This is a genomic window from Nocardia noduli (assembly GCF_019038455.1).
Taxonomy (GTDB): Bacteria; Actinomycetota; Actinomycetes; order Mycobacteriales; family Mycobacteriaceae; genus Nocardia; species Nocardia noduli.
The window spans coordinates 24,671-47,290 of record NZ_JAFMPL010000059.1; the positions used below are offsets into that span (position 1 = coordinate 24,671).

The window sequence follows — 22,620 nt, forward strand, 5'->3', positions numbered from 1 at the left end:
ATCAGGGCGGCGTAAACCCGCGTCGGACGCCGTGGATCGGCCCGAACGCCGTCGGCCGCAACACGAAACAGCAACAACCGGAAGGTATTACCGATAGGGAGTTATCGGCGTTTGCCCGCCACGGCGACAGGCGATGTCAGCAGCAGCGGTTCTGTGGATTCCGGTCCGCTTCCGCGTACCGGTCCCGCCAGTAGTCGCGCTCGGTCGGGATCTCACGACCGGGGTGATTACGCCGCAGATGTTCGACATACCTGCGGTAGTCCTGTCCGCCGAGTACCGAGTCGACCCACCAGAGAACTGCCTTCACGCCGCCGCGCACGCGGCCGAGTGCGCCCGAACCGTCGGACGGGCCGACCAACCGGAGGGCACGCGCGCGCCGCCGGTCGGCCGATCCACCGGACCGGCCGACCCCCGACCCGGCTGTGCGCGTCATACGGACGAACGATCCACCGCGTGCGCCGCTCCCGGCGCCCGCACCGTCCCCGCCGCGATCAACTCGTCCCACTGCTTCTGCACCTCCCGCTCCGCGGCGGTGGCGACGAACCCGCTCGGCGCGAAGATCCGCGACGGTTCCTCCGGCGATTCGGTCGTCTCCGAACCGCCCGCCCGCCACGCCCGCACGCAGACGATGGCGCCGACGATCGCGACGATCAACACCAGCACCGCGAAGACGATCGACAGGGTGCCCTGGATGAACGTATTGCGCAGGGCGGTCTCGACCTGGTCCGGTTTGGCCGTCAGACAGCCCTTGCCCGCGTCCTTGGCCGCCTGGCACAGGCTGTGTTGTTTCCAGTACCCGAGTTTCGGATCGGCGGAGAAGATCTTCTGCCACGACGCCGTCATCGTCACCGTGAGATCCCAGATCAGCGGAATACCCGGTATCCAGGCGTATTTCACCAGGCCCTTCTTGATGATGATGGTCAGCACCACCGTCAGCGCCACCGCGGCGAGCAACTGGTTGGCGATGCCGAACAGCGGGTAGAGCGCGTTGATCCCGCCGAAAGGATCGTTGACGCCCATCAGCAGGACCGAACCCCACGCCGCGACGACCACCAGCGAGCACAGCCACGCGCCGATCCGCCACGACGGATCCTTGAATTTGCGCATCGGGCCACCGAAATTGCCGAGCGCGTCGGAGACGATGAAGCGCGCGACGCGGGTGCCCGCGTCGATCGTGGTGAGAATGAACAGCGCCTCGAACATGATCGCGAAGTGGTACCAGAACGATTTCATCGCCGAGCCGCCGAGGAATTCGGAGAAGACCTGCGAGATACCGATCGCCAGCGTCGGCGCACCGCCGGTGCGCGAGATGATCGTCTTCTCGCCCACGTCGGCGGCGGCCTGGGCGAAATCGGCCGCGGTGGCTGGCGGTCCGGACAGTCCGAGCGAATTCGTATACGCGGCGGCGGTTTCCGGGGTGTTGCCGGTGAGCGCGCCCGGTGCGTTCATGCCGAAGTACAGGTGCTGGTCGATGATCGAGGCGGTGATGATGGCCATCACCGCGACGAACGATTCCATCAACATGCCGCCGTAGCCGATCATGCGGCCGTGGGATTCCTTCTCCAGCAGTTTCGGTGTCGTTCCCGACGCGACCAGCGAATGGAATCCGGACAGCGCGCCGCACGCGATGGTGATGAACAGGAACGGGAACAGGCTGCCCGCGAAGGCCGGTCCGGTCCCCGAACTCGCGAACTGCGAGACGGCGGGCGCTTGTAGCACCGGCATGGTGATCAGGATGCCGACGGCGAGCAGACCGATGGTGCCGATCTTCATGAAGGTCGACAGGTAGTCGCGCGGCGCGAGTAGCAGCCACACCGGCAGCACCGAGGCGAAGAAACCGTAGGCGATCAGCAGCCACGCGATCGTCGTCTTGGAGAGGGTGAACCAGTCCTCGCCCCAGCCGGTCTCGGAGACCCAGCCGCCCGAGACGATCGCGAACAGCAGCAGCGCGATACCGATCGCGGACACCTCACCGACCCGACCTGGCCGCAGGAACCGCAGGTAGACACCCATGAACAGGGCGATCGGGATGGTCATGCCGATCGAATACACACCCCACGGGCTCTCCCCGAGCGCGTTGACGACCACGAGCGCGAGCACCGCCAGCAGGATCATCATGATGACGAGGATCGCGACGATGGCCGCGACGCCGCCGATCGCGCCCAGTTCGTCGCGCGCCATCTGCCCGAGGCTGCGACCACGTCGTTTGGTGGAGGCCCACAGCACCAGGTAGTCCTGCACCGCACCGGCGAAGACCACGCCGACGACGATCCAGATGGTGCCGGGCAGATATCCCATCTGGGCGGCGAGCACCGGTCCGACCAGCGGTCCCGCGCCCGCGATGGCGGCGAAGTGGTGGCCGTAGAGGACCCGCCGGTCCATCGGCATGTAATCCTTGCCGTTCTCCAGGATTTCGGCGGGTGTGGCCAGATCGTCGCGCGGTGTGGTGATCTTCCATTCGATGTAGCGCGCATAGAACCGGTAGGCGATGACGTAGGTGCAGACCGCCGCGACCACGATCCAGACCGCGTTGACGTTCTCGCCGCGCGCGAGCGCCAGGATGGTCCAGGCGACCGCGCCGAGTACCGCGATTCCGGCGAAAACCGCCTTCTTGGCCGGTGTGACCGGGGACCGATCGACCACGCCGACGGGTGGCAGCTCCGGATCGGTCCGCAGATATTCGAGTGTCGCCATCGGCCTACTCCCCTGTAGAACTCCGCTGAAACACGTGCCAACGTATCCGATCGGCGTCGGCGGTCAGGCGGAATTCCGCTATCACGGGCTCATCGACGAAATTTGTCCCGTGTGTCGGGCGCTTCGTGATTGTTGCCGTCAGTAAGCTGCGTTGCCGTCCGTACTACGCCGCCCTCGCCCCGCAGGAGTGCCGTACTGCATCCGACCCGCGCGGTTTCGCAACCCCGGCCGTCGCACCGGCCGGTCGTTCCCGCCGCGCGGTTGCGTAGGCGGACACTGCTCGGCTCCGCACTCGCCTTACCGCTGCTGAGCGGCTGCGGCGGTGACGACGACGCGCTCACCTTCTTCTTCCAGGCCCGCCCCGAGGAAGCGCGGGTGCGCCGCCGGATCATCGAGGAATTCCGGAAACTGCACCCGGAGATCAGGATTCGGACCATCGTGTCCGGCCCCGACCCGCTCCAGCAGATGCTCACCTATTGCGCGGGCGGCAAATGTCCCGACGTCATGATGGCGTGGGAACTGCTCTATTCGGGTTTGGCGAAACGTGGTGTGCTGCTCGACCTGCGCACCCTGCTCGACCGCGATCCCGGCTATGCGGAGACGCTGCGCCGCGACAGTTTCCCCGCGCTGTACGACACCTTCGCCTACGCGGGCGGCCAGTACGCGCTGCCCGAACAGTGGTCGGGTGTCTTCCTCTACTACAACCGCGAACTGTGCGCCGGAATCTCGCCGCCGACCCGGTGGCGCGACGCGTGGACCTTCGACGAATTCCTCGACGCCGCGCGTGCCGTCACCCGCCGGGACAGCTCGGGGCATGTGTCGCGCTGGGGTTTCGTCGACGCCTGGGTGCCGTATTTCTCGGCCGCCTGCTTCGGCATGAACAACGGGTCCGACTGGTTCACCCCCGCCGTGGACCCGGTCCGCGCCAATCTCGACGACCCGCGCTTCGCCGAAGGATTCCAGTTCTATGCCGACCTCGCGCTCCGGCACCGGGTCGCCCCGCGCGTCGGCGAACAGCAGTCGGTCTCCGCGCCGGACCTGTTCCGCCGGGGCCGCGCCGGGATGGCGATGGGCGGACACTGGCTGTACTCCGAATTCGCCGGGCAGGACGATCTCGATATCGACCTCACCGTGCTTCCGGTCGGACCGCACGGCGGCCCGGGCGCGATCACCGATGTCGGATGCACCGGCCTGGCGATCGCCGCGGACAGTCCGCGTGTCGAACAGGCGTGGGAATTCGTGAAATTCGCGACGGGACCGGTCGGGCAGGAACTCATCGCGCGATCCGGGCTGTTCGTACCCGTTCTGAAATCGGCGATGGCGGCACCGGGATTCGCCGACGCCCACCGCGATATCCGCAATCTCGCCGTACTCACCGACGGTCCGGGCAGTTCGCGCCCGCTGGCGGTCACCCCGGCGTGGGGCAAGGTGTCCGCGCTGCTGGAACGCGGCGGGAATCGGGTGCTGCGCGGCGCCGCCCGCGCCGACACGCTCGACCCCGGGGATATCGACGCGGTACTCGGCGCGTCATGACATCCGGGTCCGGCAGGCATCGCGCGAAGAAACGTCGCCCGACCCTCGCGCGTCGCCGTGAACGAGCGGGTTGGCTGTTCGTGGCGCCGAATCTGACCGCCGTCGCGATATTCCTGCTGTTCCCGCTCGGCTTCTCGCTCTATCTCAGCTTCCACGCCTGGGATCTGTTCAGTCCGCCCCGATTCGTCGGGACGGCGAACTATCGCAGGCTGTTCGGCTCGGATCCGTTGTTCCCCATCGCCTTACGCAATACCGCGTTGTTCACCGTGCTCACCCTGGTGCCGACGGTCGTCATCGGAATGACGGTGGCGTCCGCGCTGCATCGAAAACTCGCCGGTATCGCGGTCTTTCGCACCGCCGCCTTCCTGCCCCTGGTCGCGTCGACCGTCGCCATGGCCGTGGTGTGGCGGTTCATCTTCACCACCGAAGACGGGCTGCTCAACCTCGCGCTCGCCCGCGTCGGGATCGACCCGGTGCCGTGGCTGACCGACCCGAACTGGGCCCTGATCTCACTGAGCGTCGTGACGGTCTGGAAGAGCGTGCCGTTCGCGACCGTCATCCTGCTCGCCGCACTCCAGGGCGTGCCGACGGTGCTGTACGAGGCGGCGAAGATCGACGGCGCGGGTGCGTTTCGGCGCTTCCGGTCGATCACGGTGCCGCTGATCCGCGGGCCGCTGTCGTTCGTCTTCGTCATCACCGTCATCGACTCGGTCCAGGCTTTCGACCAGGCCTATGCGCTGACCGGCGCGAACGGCGGGCCCGAGACCGGAACGTATCTGCTCGGAATCATGCTGTTCCAGCACGCCTTCGGCTTCTACGAGATCGGCTACGCCTCGGCCCTGGCCTGGGTCATCTTCGCGATCCTGTTGGTCCTGACCCTGGTGCAACTGCGATTCGCCCGACGCGGCGAGGTGGAGTTCTGATGCGCGTGCGGCAGATCGACGAGGCCGAGGCGGTCAACGGCGGGGCGACGGCCGGTACCCCCGGTGTGCTGGGACGGGTGGCGCGCAGATTGGTGAGGTCGGGCTCCGGTGCGGAACGCGAGTCGGTGCCGTCACCCGTTCGTGGTTCCCGCGCCACGCGCGAGTCCCGGCCCCGACGCTCCCATACCGCGCGGCGGTTCCTCCACGGCTCCGCGATCTACGTGATCCTGATCCTCATCGCCTGGTGCGCACTGATCCCCATCCTCTGGGCGGTCTCCGGTTCACTGAAGAGCGACGGCGAAATCACCGAGCCGTCGATCCTGCCCGAGCATCCGCAGTGGGCCAACTACGGCCGTGTCTTCGACACACTCCCCATGGGACGGATGTTGTTCAACACCACCGTCTACGCGCTGTGCGTGACCGCCGGACAGGTCTTCTTCTGCTCCCTGGCCGGATACGCCTTCGCCCGCTTACGTTTTCGCGGCCGAGAAGTGCTCTTCCTCGCCTACCTCGCCACCCTGATGGTGCCGCTGACCGTCACGGTGATCCCGCAGTTCCTGATCATGCGCACCCTGGGCTGGGTCGATACCCCGTGGGCGATGATCGTGCCCGGCCTGTTCGGCAGCGCCTTCGGCACCTACCTCATGCGTCAGTTCTTCCGCACCCTGCCAACGGAATTGGAGGAAGCCGCGATCCTGGACGGTTGCACCACCTGGCAGATCTACTGGCGGGTGCTGCTGCCGCACACCCGCCCCGCCCTCATGGTGCTGGCCGTACTCACCTGGATTTCGGTGTGGAACGATTTCCTGTGGCCGCTGATCATGATCCAGCGCAACGAATACGCCACCGCCACACTGGGTCTGGTTCGACTGCAAGGCCAGTACCACACCCAGTGGCCGCTGTTGATGGCGGCGGCGGTCGTCATCCTGTTACCACTGCTCGCGCTCTACGCCGTGGCGCAACGCGCGTTCGTGCACGGCATCGCCATGTCGGGAATGGGCGGGCGTTGAACGGTTCGATACGCCCCGGTCGTCAGGCGTGCGGCGAGTGCGTGCCATCGCGATCGTCCCCACGAACCACCTGATCCGAGGTCGAAGAAACTCAATCGAGCGCGCGCACGGTCGACGGCGTCGCGGCACGCTCTACTCGCCGCTGTAGGTACCGAAACTCCAGATATTGCCCTCGGGATCGCGCACCGCGAAACCCCGTGAGCCGTAATCCTCGTCGCGCATGTCGCGCACCACCTCCGCCCCCGCCGCCGTGGCGCGGGCGAAGAGTTCGTCCGGGTTGTCGCAGACGACATAGACCAGGTCGTTACCCGGTTCACGCTGCCCGAACGGGGTGTCGTCCTTGCCGACCGAGCCGAACATCACCCCGCCACCCAGCGGCCAGCGCAACTCACCGTGTTCGACGACGGAGGGATCACCCTCGCGGGCGTAGATCGCCGTCAGTTCGAAACCGAACGCGTCGACAAGGAAATCCGCCGACGCGCGGGCGTCACGGAAGGCGAGGCACGGCCACACGGCCGCGGCGATACGGGTAGTGGATTCTGCTGGATTCGTCATGTTCTCAGCCTGCGCTCTCGACGCCGGACCCGTCTTGGACGGATGTAACCTCCTGCGCCAGCCAGGTCGTCGGACTACACCCGGCCAACTCGGCGAAATCGCGATTCAGGTGCGCCTGGTCGTAATACCCGCAGGTGGCCGCGACCTGGGCGATCGTGATGTGCGCCGGAACGCGCTCGATCATCCGCCGGGCTCGTTCGAACCGGGTGATCCGCCCGGCCAGCTTCGGGCTCACCCCGAATTCGGCGCCGAACCGCCGCGCCAGATGCTGCCTGCTCCACCCGATCCGGTCGGCCAGCGGCCCGATCGCCACACCACCGCCACTGTCGACGAGAGTCCGCCAGGCCCAAGCCAATTCGGGCGTCACGAGACGATCGGGATGCGCCAACCGCCCCAGCACGTCATCGCAGATCGCGAACCGCCGCGACCACGGCGCGGGCCCCTGCAACCGCTCCCACAACTCGTCACCTGCGGGCCCCGCCACATCCGCGCATTCCAGCGAGGTATTCCACAGCGCACTCGCGGGCGTCCCGAACAAGGTCCGACACCCCATCGGCGTCAACGCGATCGTCACCCCCTCCTGATCCCCCGAATGCGCGATCGCCGCCGAACTGGCCTGCAACCCGCTGAGCACACAGCGGTAATCCTCCGGCCGCTGCCTCGGATCCGTCTGCGCGACCACATCGATACTCGGCCCGATGGACACGATGAACGTCAGATGCCGCGACGGCAGACCCCGGTGCAATCCGGGCGGATAACCGGTCATCCGGTAGCCGAGGTAGTGGTCGATGAACCCGGCCAGCGCGGGCGCGGGTCGTGCCGTCACCACCTCCGTGGTCGGCTCCATATGGTCACGGTACGCCGGGGTGGGGCTGTGGATGGCGTGAGTGGCGACGAACGAGGGCGTTGCGGGCCGAGTGCGAAGGTTCCCGCCCGGTTTCAGGCATTGCCCGGGTCGGCACAACGAAGTTTCGCGTGCTTCGCTCGGCGACGGAGGTTTCGCGCGCTTCGCATTGCGGCTGAGCGGGCGCGTCGCTCAGCGACCGGAGGGCGCGCGCCTTGCGTCGGTGACCGGGGCGCAGCGCATCTCGCGGGGCAACCGAGGGATCCGGCAGACTTGGCGACGAGGTGCCCGCGTGCATTGCATGGCGACAGGGGCACCACGCGCCTTGCTCTCCGTGACCGAAGTGCCGCGACCTCGCATGGCAACCGGGCGCTGCGCGCGGCGAACAGGTCCTGCGCTGGCACGACACGGTTCGGATCACGCGGCAGCCGTGAGAGCAGATAGCGGCGCCGCTCGAGAATCTGCACGTGCATCTGCGCATCGACCACGACCTCGTGGCCACGCCGCAGCGCCCGCGTGCCACGCGAGGTTGCGGCACTTCGATCATGGAGCGCGAGGCCCGTGGTGCTTCGGGCGTCATGCACTGCGCGCGGGCACCCTCGTTGCCAAGCTGCCGGCCACCTCGGTGGGCGCTCGGTTAGCGACCGGGGCGTGCCTTGCGTTGGTGACCGGGGCGCAGCGCACTCGCGTGGCAGCGTCCGGAAGTGGCGCAGTTGGTCGGCGCTTCGATGCCCATCTCGGGCAGCGCTTGGAGGGCGTCCACTCTCCAGGCCGACGGTGTCCGGGGCCGGCCCGGCCTGCGCGGACGTTTTCGCCGCAGATCGGCGGAAACCTCGCAGCCGACGCAGTGAATGTCCACGCAGGCCGGACCGATCCCGCACATCGCATGTCGGACGCATTGCGGGCGGGTTGCCCGAGGTCAGAATGATGCCCGGACTCGGTCGTCGGCCCCGCGATGCCTTGCCGCACGTTGCGAACGCTGGGACCGAGCGAACGAGCGTCGAGCGACGACCACCGTGCCGTTGAACACCGCGACGACCGGTTTGCCGCCGGCTCCCAGACGGCGCAGATCGTCGGCGAGCGCGCGTGATCGCTCGGGGGTGGCCGGAGGCCTGACCACCGCACCTGCCGGTGATTCCGCAGCGTGCCCAGTATCGAGCCCTCCCGGAGACGGTCGTGAGATGCCGCACAACAACGCCAGTGGATACGTAATATCCGCAGGTCCTCCCGTTACCGTTACGCCTTCTGACGATCAACGGAGGTCGGTATGCGTCGGGTCGGATATGCGCGCAACGGTGGTCCCGAGGTACTCGAGGTGGAATCGGTGGATGTGCCGACACCGGGCCCCGGTCAGCTCCTCGTGCGCGTCGACGCGATCGGCGTCACCCTGCCTGTCGTGCGGAGAGTTCGGGAGACGGCGCAACCCGGCCCGCTCGGCGGCGAGATCGCCGGTGAAGTCGTCGCGGTCGGCGAGGGCGTCACCGACTGTATGCCCGGCTACCGGGTTACCGGTCCGTGCTTCGGCCACGCCTACGCCGAGTACGCCCTGCTCGACGAGTCGATGGCCTCGACCATCCCGGACGGCGCGTCCGCCGTCGACGCCGTGGCCCTCGTGCGCGGCGGCCTGGTCGCGCTGGGCGCGCTCGATGCCGCGAAACCGGAATCCGGCGATTCGGCGCTCATCACGGCGGCGGCGAGCGGTGTCGGTCACCTCGCCGTCCAACTCGCCCGGATCCGCGGAGCCAAACGTGTCACCGCGGCCGTCTCCGACCTCTCGAAAACCGATTTCCTCACCGATCTCGGCGTCGACGACGTAGTCTCCTACGACGCTCCGACCTGGGGCGACCCCGTCGACTTCGCCCTGGACGCCGTCGGCGGCGACCTGCTCACCTCGACCTTGGCCGCACTCGCCCCCGGCGGCCGCCTGGTGACCCTCGGCTCCGGCGGCACGATCCATGCCGACGACCTCGCCGACGCGAAATCCGTGATCGGCTTCCGGATCGCGCGCATCGCCAGGGAAGCCCCGGAAACCTACGACCACTGGCGTCAAGAGCTGTGGCAGTACGTCGCCTCGGGCCAGCTGCGCCCCGCCGTCCACGCCGAATTCGCCCTCGACGACGCCGCCGCAGCGCACGCTGTCATCGAAGCCCGCGCCAACCTGGGCAAAGTCGTCCTCATCCCCTGATCCCGCCCCACCCGGGCAGCACCGCACCCGCTGGGCGCGCGTTCCCGGGAGCGGCGGACCGCGAGGTCGAGCGCGACGCGTAGACTTCCTGACTCGTGAGTCTCACCCTCGGAATCGTCGGCCTGCCCAACGTCGGAAAGTCGACGCTTTTCAACGCGCTGACCAAGAACGACGTGCTTGCCGCGAACTACCCGTTCGCGACCATCGAGCCGAACGTCGGGGTGGTCCCACTGCCCGACCCACGTCTCGACGTCCTCGCGAAGATCTTCGGCTCCGAGCGCATCGTGCCCGCCGTCGTCTCCTTCGTCGATATCGCGGGCATCGTGAAGGGCGCGTCCGAGGGCGCCGGTCTCGGCAACAAATTCCTCGCCAACATCCGCGAAGCCGACGCCATCTGCCAGGTCGTGCGCGTCTTCGCCGACGACGACGTGATCCACGTGGACGGCAAGGTCGACCCGGCCTCCGATATCGAGGTCATCGAAACCGAACTCATCCTCGCCGACCTGCAAACGCTGGAGAAGGCCGTCCCGCGCTTCGAGAAGGAAGCCAAGCTCAAGAAGGAGCGCAAGCCCCTCGCCGACGCCGCCAAAACGGCGCAGGAGATCCTGAACAACGGAACCACCCTCTTCGCCGCAGGCAACAAGGTGGACACCGAACTCCTGAAGGAACTTTCGCTCCTCACCACCAAACCCTTCCTCTACGTCTTCAACGCCGACGAATCGGTGCTCACCGACGACGCGAAGGTCGCCGAACTGAAAGCCGCCGTCGCCCCCGCCGACGCCGTCTTCCTCGACGCCAAGGTCGAAGCCGAACTCCTCGAACTCGACGACGAATCCGCCCTCGAACTCCTCGAATCCATCGGCCAGGCCGAACCCGGCCTGCACGCCCTCGCCCGCGCCGGCTTCCACACCCTCGGCCTCCAGACCTACCTCACCGCGGGCCCGAAAGAAGCTCGCGCCTGGACGATCCACCAGGGCGACACCGCTCCCAAAGCAGCGGGCGTCATCCACACCGACTTCGAACGCGGCTTCATCAAAGCCGAGATCGTCGCGTTCGCGGATCTGGTGGACGCGGGATCGATGGCGGCGGCGAAGGCGGCGGGCAAGGTCCGCATGGAGGGCAAGGATTACGTCATGTCCGACGGCGACGTCGTCGAGTTCCGTTTCAACGTTTGATCGCCGCATGGTCCGCGAACCAACAGGGCGGACCATATACCGCCACCCGGCGGACGTTCTGCGGTTTCCATCCCACCTTCGGGTGGAGGATCCGGCCGCTTGGTCGGCGCCACGTGCCGCCTACCGGGGCGCAAACGGTAGGCGCACCGCGACGTGGTCGGTCTATCGACGCCATCTCCGACGTGTCTTGCCACCGGCCGCCAGCTCCACGACGATCCCGCCGAAACGACCCTCCCGCATCGTCGCGGTGTGTCCGTCGATAAAGCATGTACCGGTGCGGGTGACCTCGACGCATTCTTCTCTCTGGGAGCCGGAGTCGAGCGTGTCCGCGTAGTAAGCGATCATTCCACCACTGAAATCGGTGTTGAAGCCGGTGACCCGGCGCCCAGCGTTGTCGGTGGTGCGATTCAGGCACTGATCGCAGACCGCGCGGGGATAGCGTTCCGCGTAGATCGTGGGCCGCTCGCAGCGCGGGCAGGGTTGGGTGTATCGACGCCCCGCGGTCGGGCTCTGCAACAGGAAGTCATTGCGGGCGAGGACTTTACGCCCGGAGTCTCCCCGATTGCCGCTGCGCCGCAGGGCGATGAGAACGAACTCGGCGTAGTCTGCCGTCTCGGGATCGATCGTCCCGTGCCCGTCTATGCGTGTGAGGCCGAAGTCGTAGGCCTCGAGCGCCACACGGTGCGCCACCGAGAGTTCGCTGTCGGGGATGTCTCTGTTGGCGTGTTCGGCTCGGGCCAAGTGCTCGGCGATCACCGTGTCGATGGTGTCGTCGCTGACCGACAGTAGCCCGCCGCCGTGAGCTGTAGTTGTCACCAGGACATAACCCGCCATATCGCCGCGATCGGTGCTGATCGTTTCCAGGAAGGCGAAACCTCCTCCGTACCGGGCATTCTCGAGCCCCGGATGCGGATAGGGGATGAGCGTGTCGGGATCCCGAGCCAGATCACGCGCGATTCGCAGCGCTTCCTCATAGGTCGGCGGCAGGCTTGGGTCTGGCGGTTTCATGTCGGCCAGCCTATCGAGCCGGGCTTCGATGGGTCCGAATGTGAAATCGGCACTTCAGGTTTGGTCGCACCGGGCACCTTGGGTGCGCGGCAACACGACATGGCCTCCATCGACGCGACCGACGGTTCGGTGTCGAGCACCTCGGAGCCACGACCGAGGTTCACCTTCTTACCGACTCCCGGTTGCGAGCCGTGGATTCGCTGATCGCGATCCCAGGCGAGGCCGAATGAATCTGTGTGCAAGGACTTTCCGGTGCCTACGTCGACCCGGTGTCGATGAGCGGGCACGTGAACGGCGGGAGCGGTGTCGGAGGTGCTGTAGCCGGCGTCGGCCATCGTCGAGGGGCCGCCCTATACTCGGCTGCGCCGGGCTCTGCCATCCCGGTACAGGGGGAGGGGCAAATCGTGGGTGTTCGTCGCGGCCACCGGATCGTGGTGGTGTCGGGTGTTCTGTGCATGGTGGCATGGCTGGTCGGCTGTGCCACTCCCAAGAGTTTTCAGCTGAAGTATCAGCCGGGTTTCTCCTCACTTCCTTCGACATGCGCCGCTGCGGTACGACCCGCGGAGTCCGCGGTGCAGGCGTACGCGGACGAGTTGTACGACGCGGGAGCCGATTTCGAACATACCGATGGCAACGACAGCGACCAATTCTCGGACCTGAACTGCGTGATGAAGTACTCCGATCCGATCTTGCGTCAACCGGTCGCGCCCCATCGGGTCGCGATGTCGCGCAGTTTCGCGATCTCGATGAGCCTCGATCGAAGCCCGAGATCCGTCGGGACGACGACGAGCCGATTGGCGGCGCAGGCCACCACGACCGGCAACAACGCGCGACCGCAACCGCTTCCCGGTATCGGCGAAGACGCGATCGTCTGGGTGGAGGAGTTCGAGCGGCGCGTTACCCGCGTGGGGGTCCGGTTCCGGATCGGCAACCTACAGGTGGAGGTGGAGACCTTCGGCAGGGATTGGTCGGGCGTGCCGCAAACCTTCCCGGTCGCCAACTCACCGGAATTGCGCGAGGATCTGCGGGCGGGCGCCCAATCGATCGCCGAAGCGATTGCCCAGCAGGCGCGGTCGGCGTATCCGACCACGGTCTACGACTACGAATCGCCCACGAGGGTGACCAGCCGGACCCGCACCACGACATCGACGACCGTCACGCCTTCGGCGGAGAAAATCTGGGATTCCTGTGCGGTACCGGAGAGTGACCTCGCCGCAGCCGATATCCGGATCCAGCAGAAATCATCCGGATGCAGCTGGCGCGGAGAATGGTTCCAGATTCTTGCTCCCGGTGTCGCCGCCAACTATGAGAGCACGCTGTTCGAACTCGGCCATCAGACCTACGCGCGGCCGACACCGCTGACCATCGGCGACCGTTCCGCGGTGATGTTGCACTGGGAGACCACCGACAGCTTCTGTGTTCTGGCGTTCGATGTCCTCGCTGACCCGCAGGCCCCTCGGGAACCGCGGGTGATCATCTTCGAAGCGTCGAAAGACAAGGGGCACACGCGAGACGCGCTGTGCACCGAGCTGGTACGAGTGGCGACCGTCATCGTCGGATTGCTACCGCCCGCGGCTCGAGCCTTCCCGAGATGACGATGGCGATCCGATCCTCGGATCAGCCGCCATCGCGCTTCGGGCGATTCAGAACGCGGGCACGCTGCTGGTGCTGGCATTGCCGCCGAGTGACGGTTGCAGGGTGATCTCCCAGTCCGATTCCGCGTCGAACGGATCATCGAATTTCTGGAAGGTGCGGGAACGGGTGAATCCGAGTGTGGCGCTGTCCCAGTCGACACCGGATTTCAGGTAGACGAAGTAGGTGCCCGCGATCCCGGTGAGCGTGGCCTCGGAGTTGCCCTGCACGTAGATCGTCGCCTGCGGGGCATTGGGGCTGCCGTTGGTGACCACCACCGCGAAGTCCGCGCTGTTGCCGTTGTTGATGAGCAGGGTTCCCGATCCGTTGAGACCCGCTTCTTGGACGACCTCGCCGTTCTCGGCGCGACGGTTCAGCACCGGCGCGGGCGGTGGGGCGGGGGTGGTCGTCGGTGCGCGCGAGGTGCTGAACGGGCTCGGTCGCTGTGTCGTGGTGGATGCGGTCGTGTCCACCGACGTCCCACACCCGACGAGCGCCAGAGCAGCAGCCACGACCGCGGCGCCAATGAGCCAGCCTTGCTTTCTCGACATGATTTCCCCCGTTGCCTCAGAGCGCTGATCAGCTCTCGCGTACCCAGTATCGCGTGTAACAGCGGTGATGTCAGTGCAATTGATGCCGTGCTCATGGACTGGACGAGGAGGCGGATCGGTGGCCGTTTCTCGGACTGATCGAGCCCGTCATGGGTGAATGGCGGCTGCCTCGCACTGTGAGCGGACAACGGTCGGCCGGGGCTGTGAATCCGTACGTCGGCCGATGTGTGGGTTGTGTGGAAGGTCTGTGGAGCCGACCGGTGGCACGGGTGATTCGGGTGATACTGGGCGGTGTGAACGGGACGTGGGAGGCATGGGGCGGAGTCGCGTTCGTCGCGTTCGCGGCGATACCGATCGCGGGTCTCGTGGCGTGGTGGTTGGCTCGGCGGCGCGGGTGGCGTGCGGCGCTCTGCGAGGTCGGGATGGTGGTGGGCACCGTGCCGTGGTTGTGGATGATCTTCACGCCGCTCGGAACCGGTCGATCGGTGAATCCGGTGCCGCTGCGTGATCTGGCCGAGGTACTGGCGGACAATCGCGTCGTCGAGCAGCTCGGAGGGAATCTGCTGGTCTTCGCGGCACTCGGCTTCCTGTTGCCGGTCCGTTGGCCGTGGTTCACCCGCTCGTACCGCATCCTGTTGGTGGCAGGGACGGCGTCGATCGTGGTGGAGGCCGCACAGTTCGCGCTCGCGATCGGCCGCCACTCCACCGTCGACGACGTGCTGTTGAACGCGCTGGGCGCATACCTGGCGGGCAGGCTCTCGCGACGTTGGTGGGCGCCGCACCCGCCGGACCGCTTCGGCCCGCCATCCGTGAGTGAGTCCCGCAGCAGCGTGGCGATGTAGCAGACCGGCCGATCGTGCGAGCACTTGATAGGTTTCGATGGTGCGGGCGATCACGCTTTTCGAGGAATACGTCGACTGGCTCCGTGTCAATGTGCCACTGGCATACGACAACCTCGGGCCACCCGCCGACCGCGCCGAGATCGATGCGCTGGAACAAGCACTCGGGCAATGCCTTCCGGACGATGTGAAATCCGTCCTCATGCTGCACAACGGTCAGCGCCGAACGGTGACATCGACGCGCGGCGACCATGCGGTGCCCTGCATTCCGACCCTGACCTTCCTGTCGACATCTTCGATACTCGACTGCTGGTCGGAATGGATTCCGGTGCGCGCGAGCAAGGACATCGAGGCCCTGCAAGCCGCCGGTGCTGTCATGTCGGGTGCGGAAGGCCGAGTCGAACCGCTGTATACCTCGCCCGGCTGGATCCCGCTGTGGTCGGATACCGCGCGCGCCGACTACATCGGCCTCGACCTGGACCCCGATTCCCAAGGAGTCCACGGCCAGATCATCAACTTCGGACGAGATGAAGAGCGGCACTACGTCTGCGCGGACAGCTTCACCGACTTGCTGGGGTTTCTCGTCGACGAGGTTCGATCCGGACGGTGGCCCGCATCGATCTTCATCGATGACGATTACGAAGACGACGACCGGTCGGAGCTCGAAGAGCTGCCGTGGTTCGGCAACCCCGGCGACCATTTCTTCAACGCGCTCTACGACCGAGCCATGAACTCTGCCCGGTCCCGAGCGTCGGAGTCGTGAAAGAGAAGGTCCACACTTGTCGGAATCCGCTCTCCTGAATCACGTAGACGACGATGTCGCGAGGTCTGCTCGATACGGAATCGCCCCTGCCTGCGTCATCGACGGGTAGCGCGTCTACCGAACTCGATGGGCTGACCGCGTCGCTGTCTTCGCTACGATCCGCCCGTGGCCACGGGCGAGTTCACCGCGTTGACCGGACTCGAGATCGAACAGATCTGGATCTGGAAATCCTATGTGCGCCTGGTCTTCGATCTCGCGGCATCCGATCGGCCCGGCGTTCACATCGACCTGACCGACTTTCGGTTCACGGACGCGGCGAACGAGAATTGGGAAGTACGGGTCGACAGTGATCCCCTCACGGCAGCCCCGATACTGGGCTTACTGAACCATCGGATCACCATCGCGCGGGTTCACGATTGGGAACTCACCCTCGACTTCGACACCGGCGCGCACATCGTCTGTCCTCCGCAGGCGCCATACGAAGCCTGGTCGGCCTGCCTTCCCGACGAATGCTGGTACTGCCCGCCGGGCGGGCCCGAGTCCGACTGGCCACATCCCTGACCCGTTCGGCCCGGCGGTCCCGCCGGCATTCGCGGATGTATCGACGTTCGCCTGGCACGAACCGTCGGCGGCGACCATGGCGGGGCAGCGATCAGCCCTCGTCCACACGCGCCGCGACTCACCACGTACCCCTTCGGGTCACGCCATTTCTCACCGGGGTCGCCGCGAACCCGACACCGCTGACGCACCACACGTGCGATGGTCCAGACCGCCGATACGATCGTCGCCTACATCCTCACGTTCGCGCTTGACATTGTCACGGTGTCAAGGCCTTCACTGGCTGTCGGAGGTGGTCCCCATCAATTCGACACACACGAACCCACAGCACACCCGACTGCTCGACGCTTTGGCCGCGGGGAACTCGTCCACGCGGCTCGAGGCGGCGATGGCGCTGGGCACGTATCCCGATCCCGGTTTTGTCGACGCGCTGGTGGGGCGGTGCGCGGTCGAGCCGGATTTCTTCGTTCGCGACATGCTCACCTGGGCGCTGACCCGTCTCCCGTCGGATATCACGGTGCCGAAACTCGGCGTGGAACTTCGTTCCGAACGTGCTCAGGCGCGCAGTCAGGCGCTGCACACGTTGTCCAAGATCGGGGATCCGAAGGCGTGGTCGGTGATCACGCCGTCGCTGTTGCGTGATGTCGACGACGAGGTCGCGCGGAGTGCGTGGCGCGCCGCCGTCGTTCTCGTGCCGGACGCGGAGAAGGAAGGGTTGGCGGTGACGCTGGCCACGCAGTTCGGGCGCGGGGACCGGGAGGTTCGGCTGAGTCTGAGTCGTGCCATGGTCGCGCTCGGCGAGGTGGTCGAACCGGTCCTGCGGACGGCGATGGACAGTCACGACGAAGCGGTGCGTGCGCACGCGCGTGCGACGCTTGGACTTCTGCGTGATCCCGACGCCGGGTTCGATCTCGCCGTCGATGCGGCGAAGCGGGTCGTCGCGCTCGGACCGGAACGGGAGGAGACGACGACGTGCTGATCGGCGAGGTGGCGCGCCGCTCGGGGGTGAGTGCCAGGATGCTCAGGCATTACGACGCCCTCGGGCTGGTGCGACCGACGGGCCGCACCGTGGGCGGCTACCGGGAATACGGCCCCGAGGACATCCGGCGGATCTTCCATGTGGAAGGTTTGCGCTCTCTGGGGCTGTCGCTCCGCCAGATCGGGCGGGCGCTCGACGATCCTGGATTCACCCCGTCCGCGTTGGTCGGAGACCTCATCCGCAAGACCGAACAGCGACTGAACCGGGAGCGGGAACTCCTCGACCGACTCCGCGCGGTCGATGCCACCGGCCCTTCCGGCTGGCAGGACGCCCTGCGCACCATCGAACTCCTGCACAAACTCCGTTCACGGGATTCCGCCCGGCGACAGCAGGCCGTCCTCGCTCCGGCCGAGGACGTAGCGATGCCCGCCGAACTGCTGGCCGAGGCGATTCTGACCGAATCCGACCTGAATGTCGCCGGAGCGTTGCGGTGGGCCCTCGCGCGCGCGGGCGGTGACGGTGTGGCGATCCTGGAGTCGGGAATGGGCTCCGACGACGTCGACGTCCGGCTACGCGCGACCCTCGCGCTCGCCGAACTTCCGGGCGACGACACGACCGCCGTGCTCACCGACGCGCTCGAGGACGCGGACCCGACGGTCCGCCGCCGCGCCGCCCTCGCGCTGGGCGCGCGGGGCGTGACCCGAGCCGTGCCGGAACTCGTCGGTTCGGTGGTCGAGGGCAGCAGCGATGTGGAGGCGGCCGAGGTCCTGGGAACGTTGGCGCGGGACGCGAAGTGGGCCGAACGGATCATGAACGCGCTGGTCGACGAGCTCACCGCGCACGCGGCGGATTCGGCCGTGCGGATACGACTGACGCAGGCGCTGGCCGAGATGCCCGGAACGATCGCCCTGAACCTGCTGCGGGAACTGGTCCACGACGGAGATCGGTCGGTGGCGCTGCTGGCCTCGGCGCTCGTGGAGATGCTCGAAGAGCGGTCGGACGAGGGATCAGCGAGCGAACAGTGACGAAGACCGGGGACCGTCCCCTCACCGCAGGGCGGCCAGAACCGCGTCGACCCGGTCGGCGAGTGAACCGTCCAGTTCGATCACGGTGACGTCCTCGAACAGCGGCGATAGGTCCGTATAGACCAGATCCAGCATGACGTCATCGACCGCTCGACGCAGTTCCGGCATCTCCGCCGTCGGTAGTCTCCGCTCGGTGTCGGCGGTGATCGGCACGATGACGAGCAGGTCGAGGCGGGCGAACGCGGCGCGCAGGACGGATGTGTCGATCTCGGCCTCCACGTCGACCCCGTACGCCGCCAGATAGGCGAGGAAGTCGAGTGGTGTCCGGTCGAAGACGACGCGCGGGGCCGGGGCGCGTAGCGACTGCAGTGACCGGCTCAACTGCGCACGGTAGTCGGCGAGCGAGGGCGGATATTCGAACTCGTAACCCTCTTCTTCGAGAAGTACGTAGGGCTCGTCGACGCAGAGGTGATCGGTCAGGCGACCGCACAGCGCTTCGACCAGTGTCGTCTTGCCGGTGCCGTGTGGTTCTGATACTCCTATGCGCATGATCGCCGCCCGATTTTCATGCGCCGACGCGCGCGTCGACGAACGCGCCGTCGGTCAGAACCGGTACGGCGGAACTGGATTCGATCTCCACGGCGACGGCGACGTCGTCGGCGAACCCGATACTCGCCAGCTCCAGACCGGACGCGCACCCCGAGACCAGTGCCGCCGCATCGGCGTTCCCGGTGTAGGAACTCCGTGCCAGCGTCGCTTCCGGTGACAGCGGTCCGGCCCCGGATTCGACGAGCGCCGCGATGACGGCGGCGGCTCCGAGCCAATCCTCGATCGCCGGTCGCAGCACATCCCGGCCCGGCCAGTGCTCACCGGCGGCGATCACCGAGACCGGCTGCTCTCGGGTGCCCCATCCCTGGTCGACGATCCAGCGCGCGACCGCCGACGCGTTGCGCAGGCACGCGGCGATGACGGGAATCCCGTCGACCGCCGCCGAGATGGCCGATCCGTTCGGTGACGGAAGGACCAGGCGTCGCGGTGCGGGAGCGCGGCGCAACGCCGCGGGAGACAGCGACCACGGCCGACGCTCCGAGACCTCGCGTCGGCCGACGGCCAGTTCCGCGTCCGAGTCCGCCGCGAATCGCGCAGCGGTCCCGTCGCGCCACCGGTAGGGCAGCACTTCGGTCCCGGCGTCCACGGCCACCGATACCGAGGTCGTGAACGACAGGATATCGACCACGACGACCGCCGCGCTGCCCGGTCCCAGCGCCTGTGCGCCTACCGGGCCCCAATCGACCCGCACACCGAACCGACGTTGCTCGGCCCAGTCCGGAATCACCCTCGAGATCTGTTCCCCTCCCATGCCCGCGACTCTATCCGCGCCCACCGACATCTCCGAGTGGGAACGGGAGGTTCCGCGTCACCGCGCGCTGAGCAGAACGACGGGGTATTCCCGGTCGGCTTTGCGCTGGTATTTCGTGTACCGGGGCTGAGCGGTGGTGATCCGCTGCCACGCGCGCTCGCGGTCGGCGCCCTCCAGCACCTGGGATGTCACCGGGACGGCGTCGCGGCCGTGGAATTCGATCGCCACGCTGTCGGGGTGCGCCCGCAGGTTGACGTACCAGTCCGGGTGCACGGCGCCGCCGCCGGAGGCGACGATCAGCCAGGAGCCGTCGCCGTCGCCGAACCACGAGAGCGGGGCCTGTCGCGGCTGCCCGGTGCGTTTGCCCACGGTGTGCAGGATGAACATATCCATGCCCATGACCTTGCCGGGTTTGCGCCGGATCCTGCGGGTGGTCCTCACGTTCATCTTGCGCTGGAACCACAGCGACAGGGCGTTGGATTTCTGTGCTTTCTCGGTCATCAGTACCTCCGATCGATCCATCGGTTTCGTGACACCCGTCCGGGACGAACAGTATCGGCAGTGCGCGTGACCGGACGTCGTTCTCGTCTCAGGCGCGCTCGTCGATGCGCACCATATTGCCCGCGGGATCGCGGAAGGCGCAGTCGCGCACGCCGTAGGGCTGGACGGTCGGCTCCTGGACGACCTCGGCCCCGTCGGCCCGCACCCGTTCGAAGACGCCGTCGAGATCGGAGGTCGACAAGAGGATGGAGGCGTAGGTTCCCTTCGCCATCATCTCGGCGATGGTGCGACGTTCTTCGTCGGTGACGCCGGGCGCGGCGGTCGGCGGGTGCAGCACGATGGACGTCGCGGGCTGGTCGACCGGGCCGACGGTGATCCAGCGCATCTCGCCCTGTCCGACGTCCTCGCGGACCTCGAAGCCGAGGGTGTCGCGGTAGAAGGTCAGCGATTCCTCGGGATCGGCGTGGGGCAGGAAACTCGAATGAATGATGATGTCCATACCGATGACGTTAGGTGCCGGGTCGGGCGGTCGCTTCTCGATTCCTGACCGGTCCGCCGGGTGCGGGGTGCGCCCCGATGCGACCGCCACCGGATCTGGACCAAGATTGCGACATGTCTGTAGATCCCGACCTCGCCGAGGCGATCACCGCCATGCACTCCGATCTCGCCGAATGGATCGGTTCGGCCGCACCGCCGAAGGTGTTCGACCGGTTCGCCCATGTCTTGCACGAGGGGTTCTCGGCGGTGACGACGGTGGGACAGGTGGTCGACAGGGACACCTTGCTCGCCGGGTTGTGGTCGGCCAGGAATCTGCAACCCGGTCTGGAGATGGACATCACCGATATCGCGGAACTCGTGCACGGTGGCGGTCTCAGCGTCGTCCGCTTCACCGCGGCCAACCGTCTCGGTGACGTCTCGTCCGCGCGGCGCCTCGCGACCGCGGTCCTCGTCCCGGGAGATTTCGGCTATCAATTGCGAATATTGCACGAAACGAACACGCCGACAACGGAAATCGAGGACCCCTCGGTCGAGCGGATCGCGAACAGTTCGAGACGTGGGGAATCGACGGGATGAGTTTCGCCGTCGATGGTGAGATCGTCGGTATCCGCGAGTTCGCGAACTGATACCGAATTCAGAAATCGTCTCATAAGCGGACCGGGGCCGAATATCGCTACGGCCGCATCGACCCCGGCCCGAGGTCGCGAAATACGAAGCGGATCAATGGTTTCTGTGCGGTCCGAAGGAACTCGTCGCCGAAACGGCACTGGCGCTGGGGAAACGCGGTATCGACCGATCGCGGATCGAAACCGAGCTGTTCGAGACCCACATCCCGGACGTGACGCCGGTGACGACCGACACCCGGACGAGTACGGTCACACTCACCGGATACGGCGCGGATCTCGATGTCGAGGTGCCGCGAACCGCCCTGATTCTCGACGTCGCGCTGCGGCAGCGGGAAGATCTGCCGTATTCGTGTCTCGGTGGCTCGTGTGGAACCTGTATCGCCACCGTCGAATCCGGACGGGCGCGAATGGAGCCGGATCCGCTACTGGCGATCATCGAGGACGAGATCGACCGCGGGCTGGTACTGGCCTGTCGTGCGCGTCCGGTATCGGACGAGGTGACCCTGCGCTTCGGTCGCTGAGCGTCTCACCGGCCCCTCGGATACATCGTGACGATACTTCCGTCGAGGTTGGCGGCGAGGTAGGCGCCGCCGTAATCATCGGTCAGGTAGATCAGCAGGGTGGGGCGTTCGTCGTTGAAGGTCCAGGCCGGATTGACGATCACGTAGCGCAATGTCGGTTCCGGGACGCCGAGTTTCTCGTTCGCGGTGGCGAAGAGTCCGGGTACCAGGTCCCAGTTGATCGTGTTCAGCGCGATGGTGGCACTGTCGGCGTCGAGTTCGCCGCCCGCGCCCTTGCGGCTGGCCGAGCCGTTGCGGAAAACGTACTCGTCGTACACGCTCGGCCTGTTCCGGACCGGCGCGGAGGCGTTGACGTAGTTCGGGTAGAAGGTCACCTCGGTGAATTCTGTTCCACCCGAAGCCTTTTCCAGGGCGGAAACGGCTTGGCGCATCCCCGTCGGGGTCAGCAGGTCGGTGCTGTCCCCGGCCGGTGAATTGGTCACGCGCACACCCGGACTCGTGATGACACCCGAACCGGGCACGATCAGGGGCTCGGTTCGTGAGCCGGTGGTGAGTGTGGTGCCGGGGAACGCGGTCGCGCCCGGACCGTCGTCGCCGGAATCGGGACGCAGGGCCAGCGCCGCCAGCGCGACGACGGCGACCACCAGGACCGCGGCGGTGGCCATGCCGAACTTGGCTCCGCGCGAGACCTTTCCGCGCGCGGGGGGACTCGCGTGCAGGTCGGGCCGATACGGGGCCGGACCGGACCCGACGGCGTGCGACGGCGGGGTATAGGGGTCGGTCCGGTACGGGGGCTGCGGCGTCGGGCCGGACACGATGGGCTGCGACGGCGGGGTCGGC

At 66.9% G+C, this 22,620-nt stretch carries 23 protein-coding genes and 1 pseudogene; 13 read left to right on the forward strand and 11 right to left on the reverse strand.

Going from position 1 to position 22,620, the window contains the following annotated elements:
* Nucleotides 1-136: 136 nt before the first annotated feature.
* Together JZ792_RS43540 and JZ792_RS25945 are read right to left on the reverse strand one after the other, a co-directional pair.
* Nucleotides 137-433 carry a YbdD/YjiX family protein gene (locus JZ792_RS43540; RefSeq protein WP_216914322.1) on the reverse strand — a complete coding sequence of 99 codons (297 nt, stop codon included), beginning with the start codon at nucleotides 431-433 and terminating at the stop codon, nucleotides 137-139.
* Nucleotides 430-2,694: a carbon starvation CstA family protein gene (locus JZ792_RS25945; RefSeq protein WP_216914324.1), complete on the reverse strand. Its 2,265-nt coding sequence runs from the start codon at nucleotides 2,692-2,694 to the stop codon at nucleotides 430-432. Before JZ792_RS25945 ends, JZ792_RS43540 begins: the two co-directional genes overlap by 4 nt.
* A gap of 261 nt (nucleotides 2,695-2,955) precedes the next feature.
* On the opposite strand from JZ792_RS25945, the gene JZ792_RS25950 reads away from it, so the two are divergent.
* Genes JZ792_RS25950 through JZ792_RS25960 form a run of 3 tightly spaced genes read left to right on the forward strand, consistent with a single transcriptional unit; the run spans nucleotide 2,956 to nucleotide 6,160 of the window.
* Nucleotides 2,956-4,227 carry an ABC transporter substrate-binding protein gene (locus JZ792_RS25950; protein ID WP_216914326.1) on the forward strand — a complete coding sequence of 424 codons (1,272 nt, stop codon included), beginning with the start codon at nucleotides 2,956-2,958 and terminating at the stop codon, nucleotides 4,225-4,227.
* On the forward strand, nucleotides 4,224-5,150 hold the full coding sequence (locus JZ792_RS25955) for a carbohydrate ABC transporter permease (protein ID WP_216914328.1): 927 nt from the start codon (nucleotides 4,224-4,226) through the stop codon (nucleotides 5,148-5,150). Before JZ792_RS25950 ends, JZ792_RS25955 begins: the two co-directional genes overlap by 4 nt.
* Nucleotides 5,150-6,160, forward strand: coding sequence for a carbohydrate ABC transporter permease (locus JZ792_RS25960; protein WP_216914330.1), 1,011 nt, complete (start codon nucleotides 5,150-5,152; stop codon nucleotides 6,158-6,160). Before JZ792_RS25955 ends, JZ792_RS25960 begins: the two co-directional genes overlap by 1 nt.
* Nucleotides 6,161-6,292: 132 nt before the next feature.
* Here JZ792_RS25960 and JZ792_RS25965 read toward each other — a convergent pair whose 3' ends face one another.
* The gene (locus JZ792_RS25965) at nucleotides 6,293-6,715 is read right to left on the reverse strand and encodes a VOC family protein (protein ID WP_216914332.1); all 423 of its coding nucleotides are present in this window, start codon (nucleotides 6,713-6,715) and stop codon (nucleotides 6,293-6,295) included.
* Nucleotides 6,716-6,719: 4 nt separating this feature from the next.
* Nucleotides 6,720-7,562 carry an AraC family transcriptional regulator gene (locus JZ792_RS25970; protein WP_216914334.1) on the reverse strand — a complete coding sequence of 281 codons (843 nt, stop codon included), beginning with the start codon at nucleotides 7,560-7,562 and terminating at the stop codon, nucleotides 6,720-6,722.
* A gap of 1,264 nt (nucleotides 7,563-8,826) precedes the next feature.
* Here JZ792_RS25970 and JZ792_RS25975 point away from each other — a divergent pair.
* On the forward strand, nucleotides 8,827-9,744 hold the full coding sequence (locus tag JZ792_RS25975; RefSeq protein ID WP_216914336.1) for a quinone oxidoreductase family protein: 918 nt from the start codon (nucleotides 8,827-8,829) through the stop codon (nucleotides 9,742-9,744).
* Nucleotides 9,745-9,839: 95 nt separating this feature from the next.
* A complete protein-coding gene (gene ychF, locus JZ792_RS25980; RefSeq protein WP_216914338.1) occupies nucleotides 9,840-10,919 on the forward strand; it encodes a redox-regulated ATPase YchF in 1,080 nt (359 codons plus the stop codon).
* A 162-nt stretch (nucleotides 10,920-11,081) separates the two neighbouring features.
* On the opposite strand, the gene JZ792_RS25985 is transcribed toward ychF, so the two are convergent.
* Nucleotides 11,082-11,927: a hypothetical protein gene (locus JZ792_RS25985; protein WP_216914340.1), complete on the reverse strand. Its 846-nt coding sequence runs from the start codon at nucleotides 11,925-11,927 to the stop codon at nucleotides 11,082-11,084.
* A 404-nt stretch (nucleotides 11,928-12,331) separates the two neighbouring features.
* On the opposite strand from JZ792_RS25985, the gene JZ792_RS25990 reads away from it, so the two are divergent.
* Nucleotides 12,332-13,522, forward strand: coding sequence for a hypothetical protein (locus JZ792_RS25990; RefSeq protein WP_216914341.1), 1,191 nt, complete (start codon nucleotides 12,332-12,334; stop codon nucleotides 13,520-13,522).
* A gap of 48 nt (nucleotides 13,523-13,570) precedes the next feature.
* On the opposite strand, the gene JZ792_RS25995 is transcribed toward JZ792_RS25990, so the two are convergent.
* A complete protein-coding gene (locus tag JZ792_RS25995; RefSeq protein ID WP_216914343.1) occupies nucleotides 13,571-14,032 on the reverse strand; it encodes a hypothetical protein in 462 nt (153 codons plus the stop codon).
* Nucleotides 14,033-14,370: 338 nt separating this feature from the next.
* Here JZ792_RS25995 and JZ792_RS26000 point away from each other — a divergent pair, with 338 nt between their 5' ends.
* The 5 genes from JZ792_RS26000 (at nucleotide 14,371) to JZ792_RS26020 (ending at nucleotide 18,274) form a co-directional block, all read left to right on the forward strand.
* A complete protein-coding gene (locus JZ792_RS26000) occupies nucleotides 14,371-14,952 on the forward strand; it encodes a VanZ family protein (protein ID WP_308165462.1) in 582 nt (193 codons plus the stop codon).
* Between the two features lie 37 nt (nucleotides 14,953-14,989).
* A complete protein-coding gene (locus JZ792_RS26005; protein ID WP_216914345.1) occupies nucleotides 14,990-15,712 on the forward strand; it encodes an SMI1/KNR4 family protein in 723 nt (240 codons plus the stop codon).
* A 165-nt stretch (nucleotides 15,713-15,877) separates the two neighbouring features.
* The gene (locus JZ792_RS26010) at nucleotides 15,878-16,273 is read left to right on the forward strand and encodes a DUF6188 family protein (protein WP_216914347.1); all 396 of its coding nucleotides are present in this window, start codon (nucleotides 15,878-15,880) and stop codon (nucleotides 16,271-16,273) included.
* 289 nt (nucleotides 16,274-16,562) lie between these two features.
* Nucleotides 16,563-17,249: a HEAT repeat domain-containing protein gene (locus tag JZ792_RS26015; protein WP_216914349.1), complete on the forward strand. Its 687-nt coding sequence runs from the start codon at nucleotides 16,563-16,565 to the stop codon at nucleotides 17,247-17,249.
* Complete coding sequence (locus JZ792_RS26020; RefSeq protein ID WP_216914351.1) at nucleotides 17,243-18,274, forward strand: MerR family transcriptional regulator; 1,032 nt, start codon at nucleotides 17,243-17,245, stop codon at nucleotides 18,272-18,274. The genes JZ792_RS26015 and JZ792_RS26020 overlap by 7 nt, the downstream gene beginning before the upstream one ends.
* A 21-nt stretch (nucleotides 18,275-18,295) precedes the next feature.
* On the opposite strand, the gene JZ792_RS26025 is transcribed toward JZ792_RS26020, so the two are convergent.
* The 4 genes from JZ792_RS26025 to JZ792_RS26040 all read right to left on the reverse strand — a co-directional run bounded on the left by JZ792_RS26025 (nucleotide 18,296) and on the right by JZ792_RS26040 (nucleotide 20,634).
* The gene (locus tag JZ792_RS26025) at nucleotides 18,296-18,823 is read right to left on the reverse strand and encodes an AAA family ATPase (protein WP_216914353.1); all 528 of its coding nucleotides are present in this window, start codon (nucleotides 18,821-18,823) and stop codon (nucleotides 18,296-18,298) included.
* 16 nt (nucleotides 18,824-18,839) lie between these two features.
* Nucleotides 18,840-19,634 (reverse strand): 2-phosphosulfolactate phosphatase, encoded by a 795-nt coding sequence (locus JZ792_RS26030; protein ID WP_216914355.1) that lies wholly within the window; start codon nucleotides 19,632-19,634, stop codon nucleotides 18,840-18,842.
* Nucleotides 19,635-19,691: 57 nt separating this feature from the next.
* The gene (locus tag JZ792_RS26035) at nucleotides 19,692-20,135 is read right to left on the reverse strand and encodes a nitroreductase family deazaflavin-dependent oxidoreductase (protein ID WP_216914357.1); all 444 of its coding nucleotides are present in this window, start codon (nucleotides 20,133-20,135) and stop codon (nucleotides 19,692-19,694) included.
* A gap of 88 nt (nucleotides 20,136-20,223) precedes the next feature.
* Complete coding sequence (locus JZ792_RS26040; RefSeq protein WP_216914359.1) at nucleotides 20,224-20,634, reverse strand: VOC family protein; 411 nt, start codon at nucleotides 20,632-20,634, stop codon at nucleotides 20,224-20,226.
* A 113-nt stretch (nucleotides 20,635-20,747) separates the two neighbouring features.
* Between JZ792_RS26040 and JZ792_RS26045 the strand changes: the two genes are divergently transcribed.
* Together JZ792_RS26045 and JZ792_RS42720 are read left to right on the forward strand one after the other, a co-directional pair.
* Nucleotides 20,748-21,209, forward strand: a complete 462-nt coding sequence (locus tag JZ792_RS26045) for a hypothetical protein (RefSeq protein WP_216914361.1) — start codon at nucleotides 20,748-20,750, stop codon at nucleotides 21,207-21,209.
* A gap of 271 nt (nucleotides 21,210-21,480) precedes the next feature.
* Entirely contained in the window at nucleotides 21,481-21,780 is a 300-nt protein-coding gene (locus JZ792_RS42720) for a 2Fe-2S iron-sulfur cluster-binding protein (RefSeq protein WP_216914363.1), read from the forward strand.
* A gap of 5 nt (nucleotides 21,781-21,785) precedes the next feature.
* Here the strand turns inward: JZ792_RS42720 and JZ792_RS26055 are convergent.
* Nucleotides 21,786-22,620 (reverse strand): annotated as a pseudogene (locus JZ792_RS26055) (hypothetical protein); the annotation flags it as partial.

Excerpts from the sequence above, each read along its gene's own strand:
- JZ792_RS25955 (WP_216914328.1), top strand. The coding sequence starts at position 4,224 with ATGACATCCGGGTCCGGCAGGCATCGCGCGAAGAAACGTCGCCCGACC.
- JZ792_RS26040 (WP_216914359.1), bottom strand. The coding sequence starts at position 20,634 with ATGGACATCATCATTCATTCGAGTTTCCTGCCCCACGCCGATCCCGAG.
- JZ792_RS26005 (WP_216914345.1), top strand. The coding sequence starts at position 14,990 with ATGGTGCGGGCGATCACGCTTTTCGAGGAATACGTCGACTGGCTCCGT.
- JZ792_RS25960 (WP_216914330.1), top strand. The coding sequence starts at position 5,150 with ATGCGCGTGCGGCAGATCGACGAGGCCGAGGCGGTCAACGGCGGGGCG.
- JZ792_RS26035 (WP_216914357.1), bottom strand. The coding sequence starts at position 20,135 with ATGACCGAGAAAGCACAGAAATCCAACGCCCTGTCGCTGTGGTTCCAG.
- JZ792_RS26025 (WP_216914353.1), bottom strand. The coding sequence starts at position 18,823 with ATGCGCATAGGAGTATCAGAACCACACGGCACCGGCAAGACGACACTG.
- JZ792_RS25975 (WP_216914336.1), top strand. The coding sequence starts at position 8,827 with ATGCGTCGGGTCGGATATGCGCGCAACGGTGGTCCCGAGGTACTCGAG.
- JZ792_RS25970 (WP_216914334.1), bottom strand. The coding sequence starts at position 7,562 with ATGGAGCCGACCACGGAGGTGGTGACGGCACGACCCGCGCCCGCGCTG.
- JZ792_RS43540 (WP_216914322.1), bottom strand. The coding sequence starts at position 433 with ATGACGCGCACAGCCGGGTCGGGGGTCGGCCGGTCCGGTGGATCGGCC.
- JZ792_RS25985 (WP_216914340.1), bottom strand. The coding sequence starts at position 11,927 with ATGAAACCGCCAGACCCAAGCCTGCCGCCGACCTATGAGGAAGCGCTG.
- JZ792_RS26045 (WP_216914361.1), top strand. The coding sequence starts at position 20,748 with ATGTCTGTAGATCCCGACCTCGCCGAGGCGATCACCGCCATGCACTCC.
- JZ792_RS26030 (WP_216914355.1), bottom strand. The coding sequence starts at position 19,634 with ATGGGAGGGGAACAGATCTCGAGGGTGATTCCGGACTGGGCCGAGCAA.
- JZ792_RS25945 (WP_216914324.1), bottom strand. The coding sequence starts at position 2,694 with ATGGCGACACTCGAATATCTGCGGACCGATCCGGAGCTGCCACCCGTC.
- JZ792_RS25965 (WP_216914332.1), bottom strand. The coding sequence starts at position 6,715 with ATGACGAATCCAGCAGAATCCACTACCCGTATCGCCGCGGCCGTGTGG.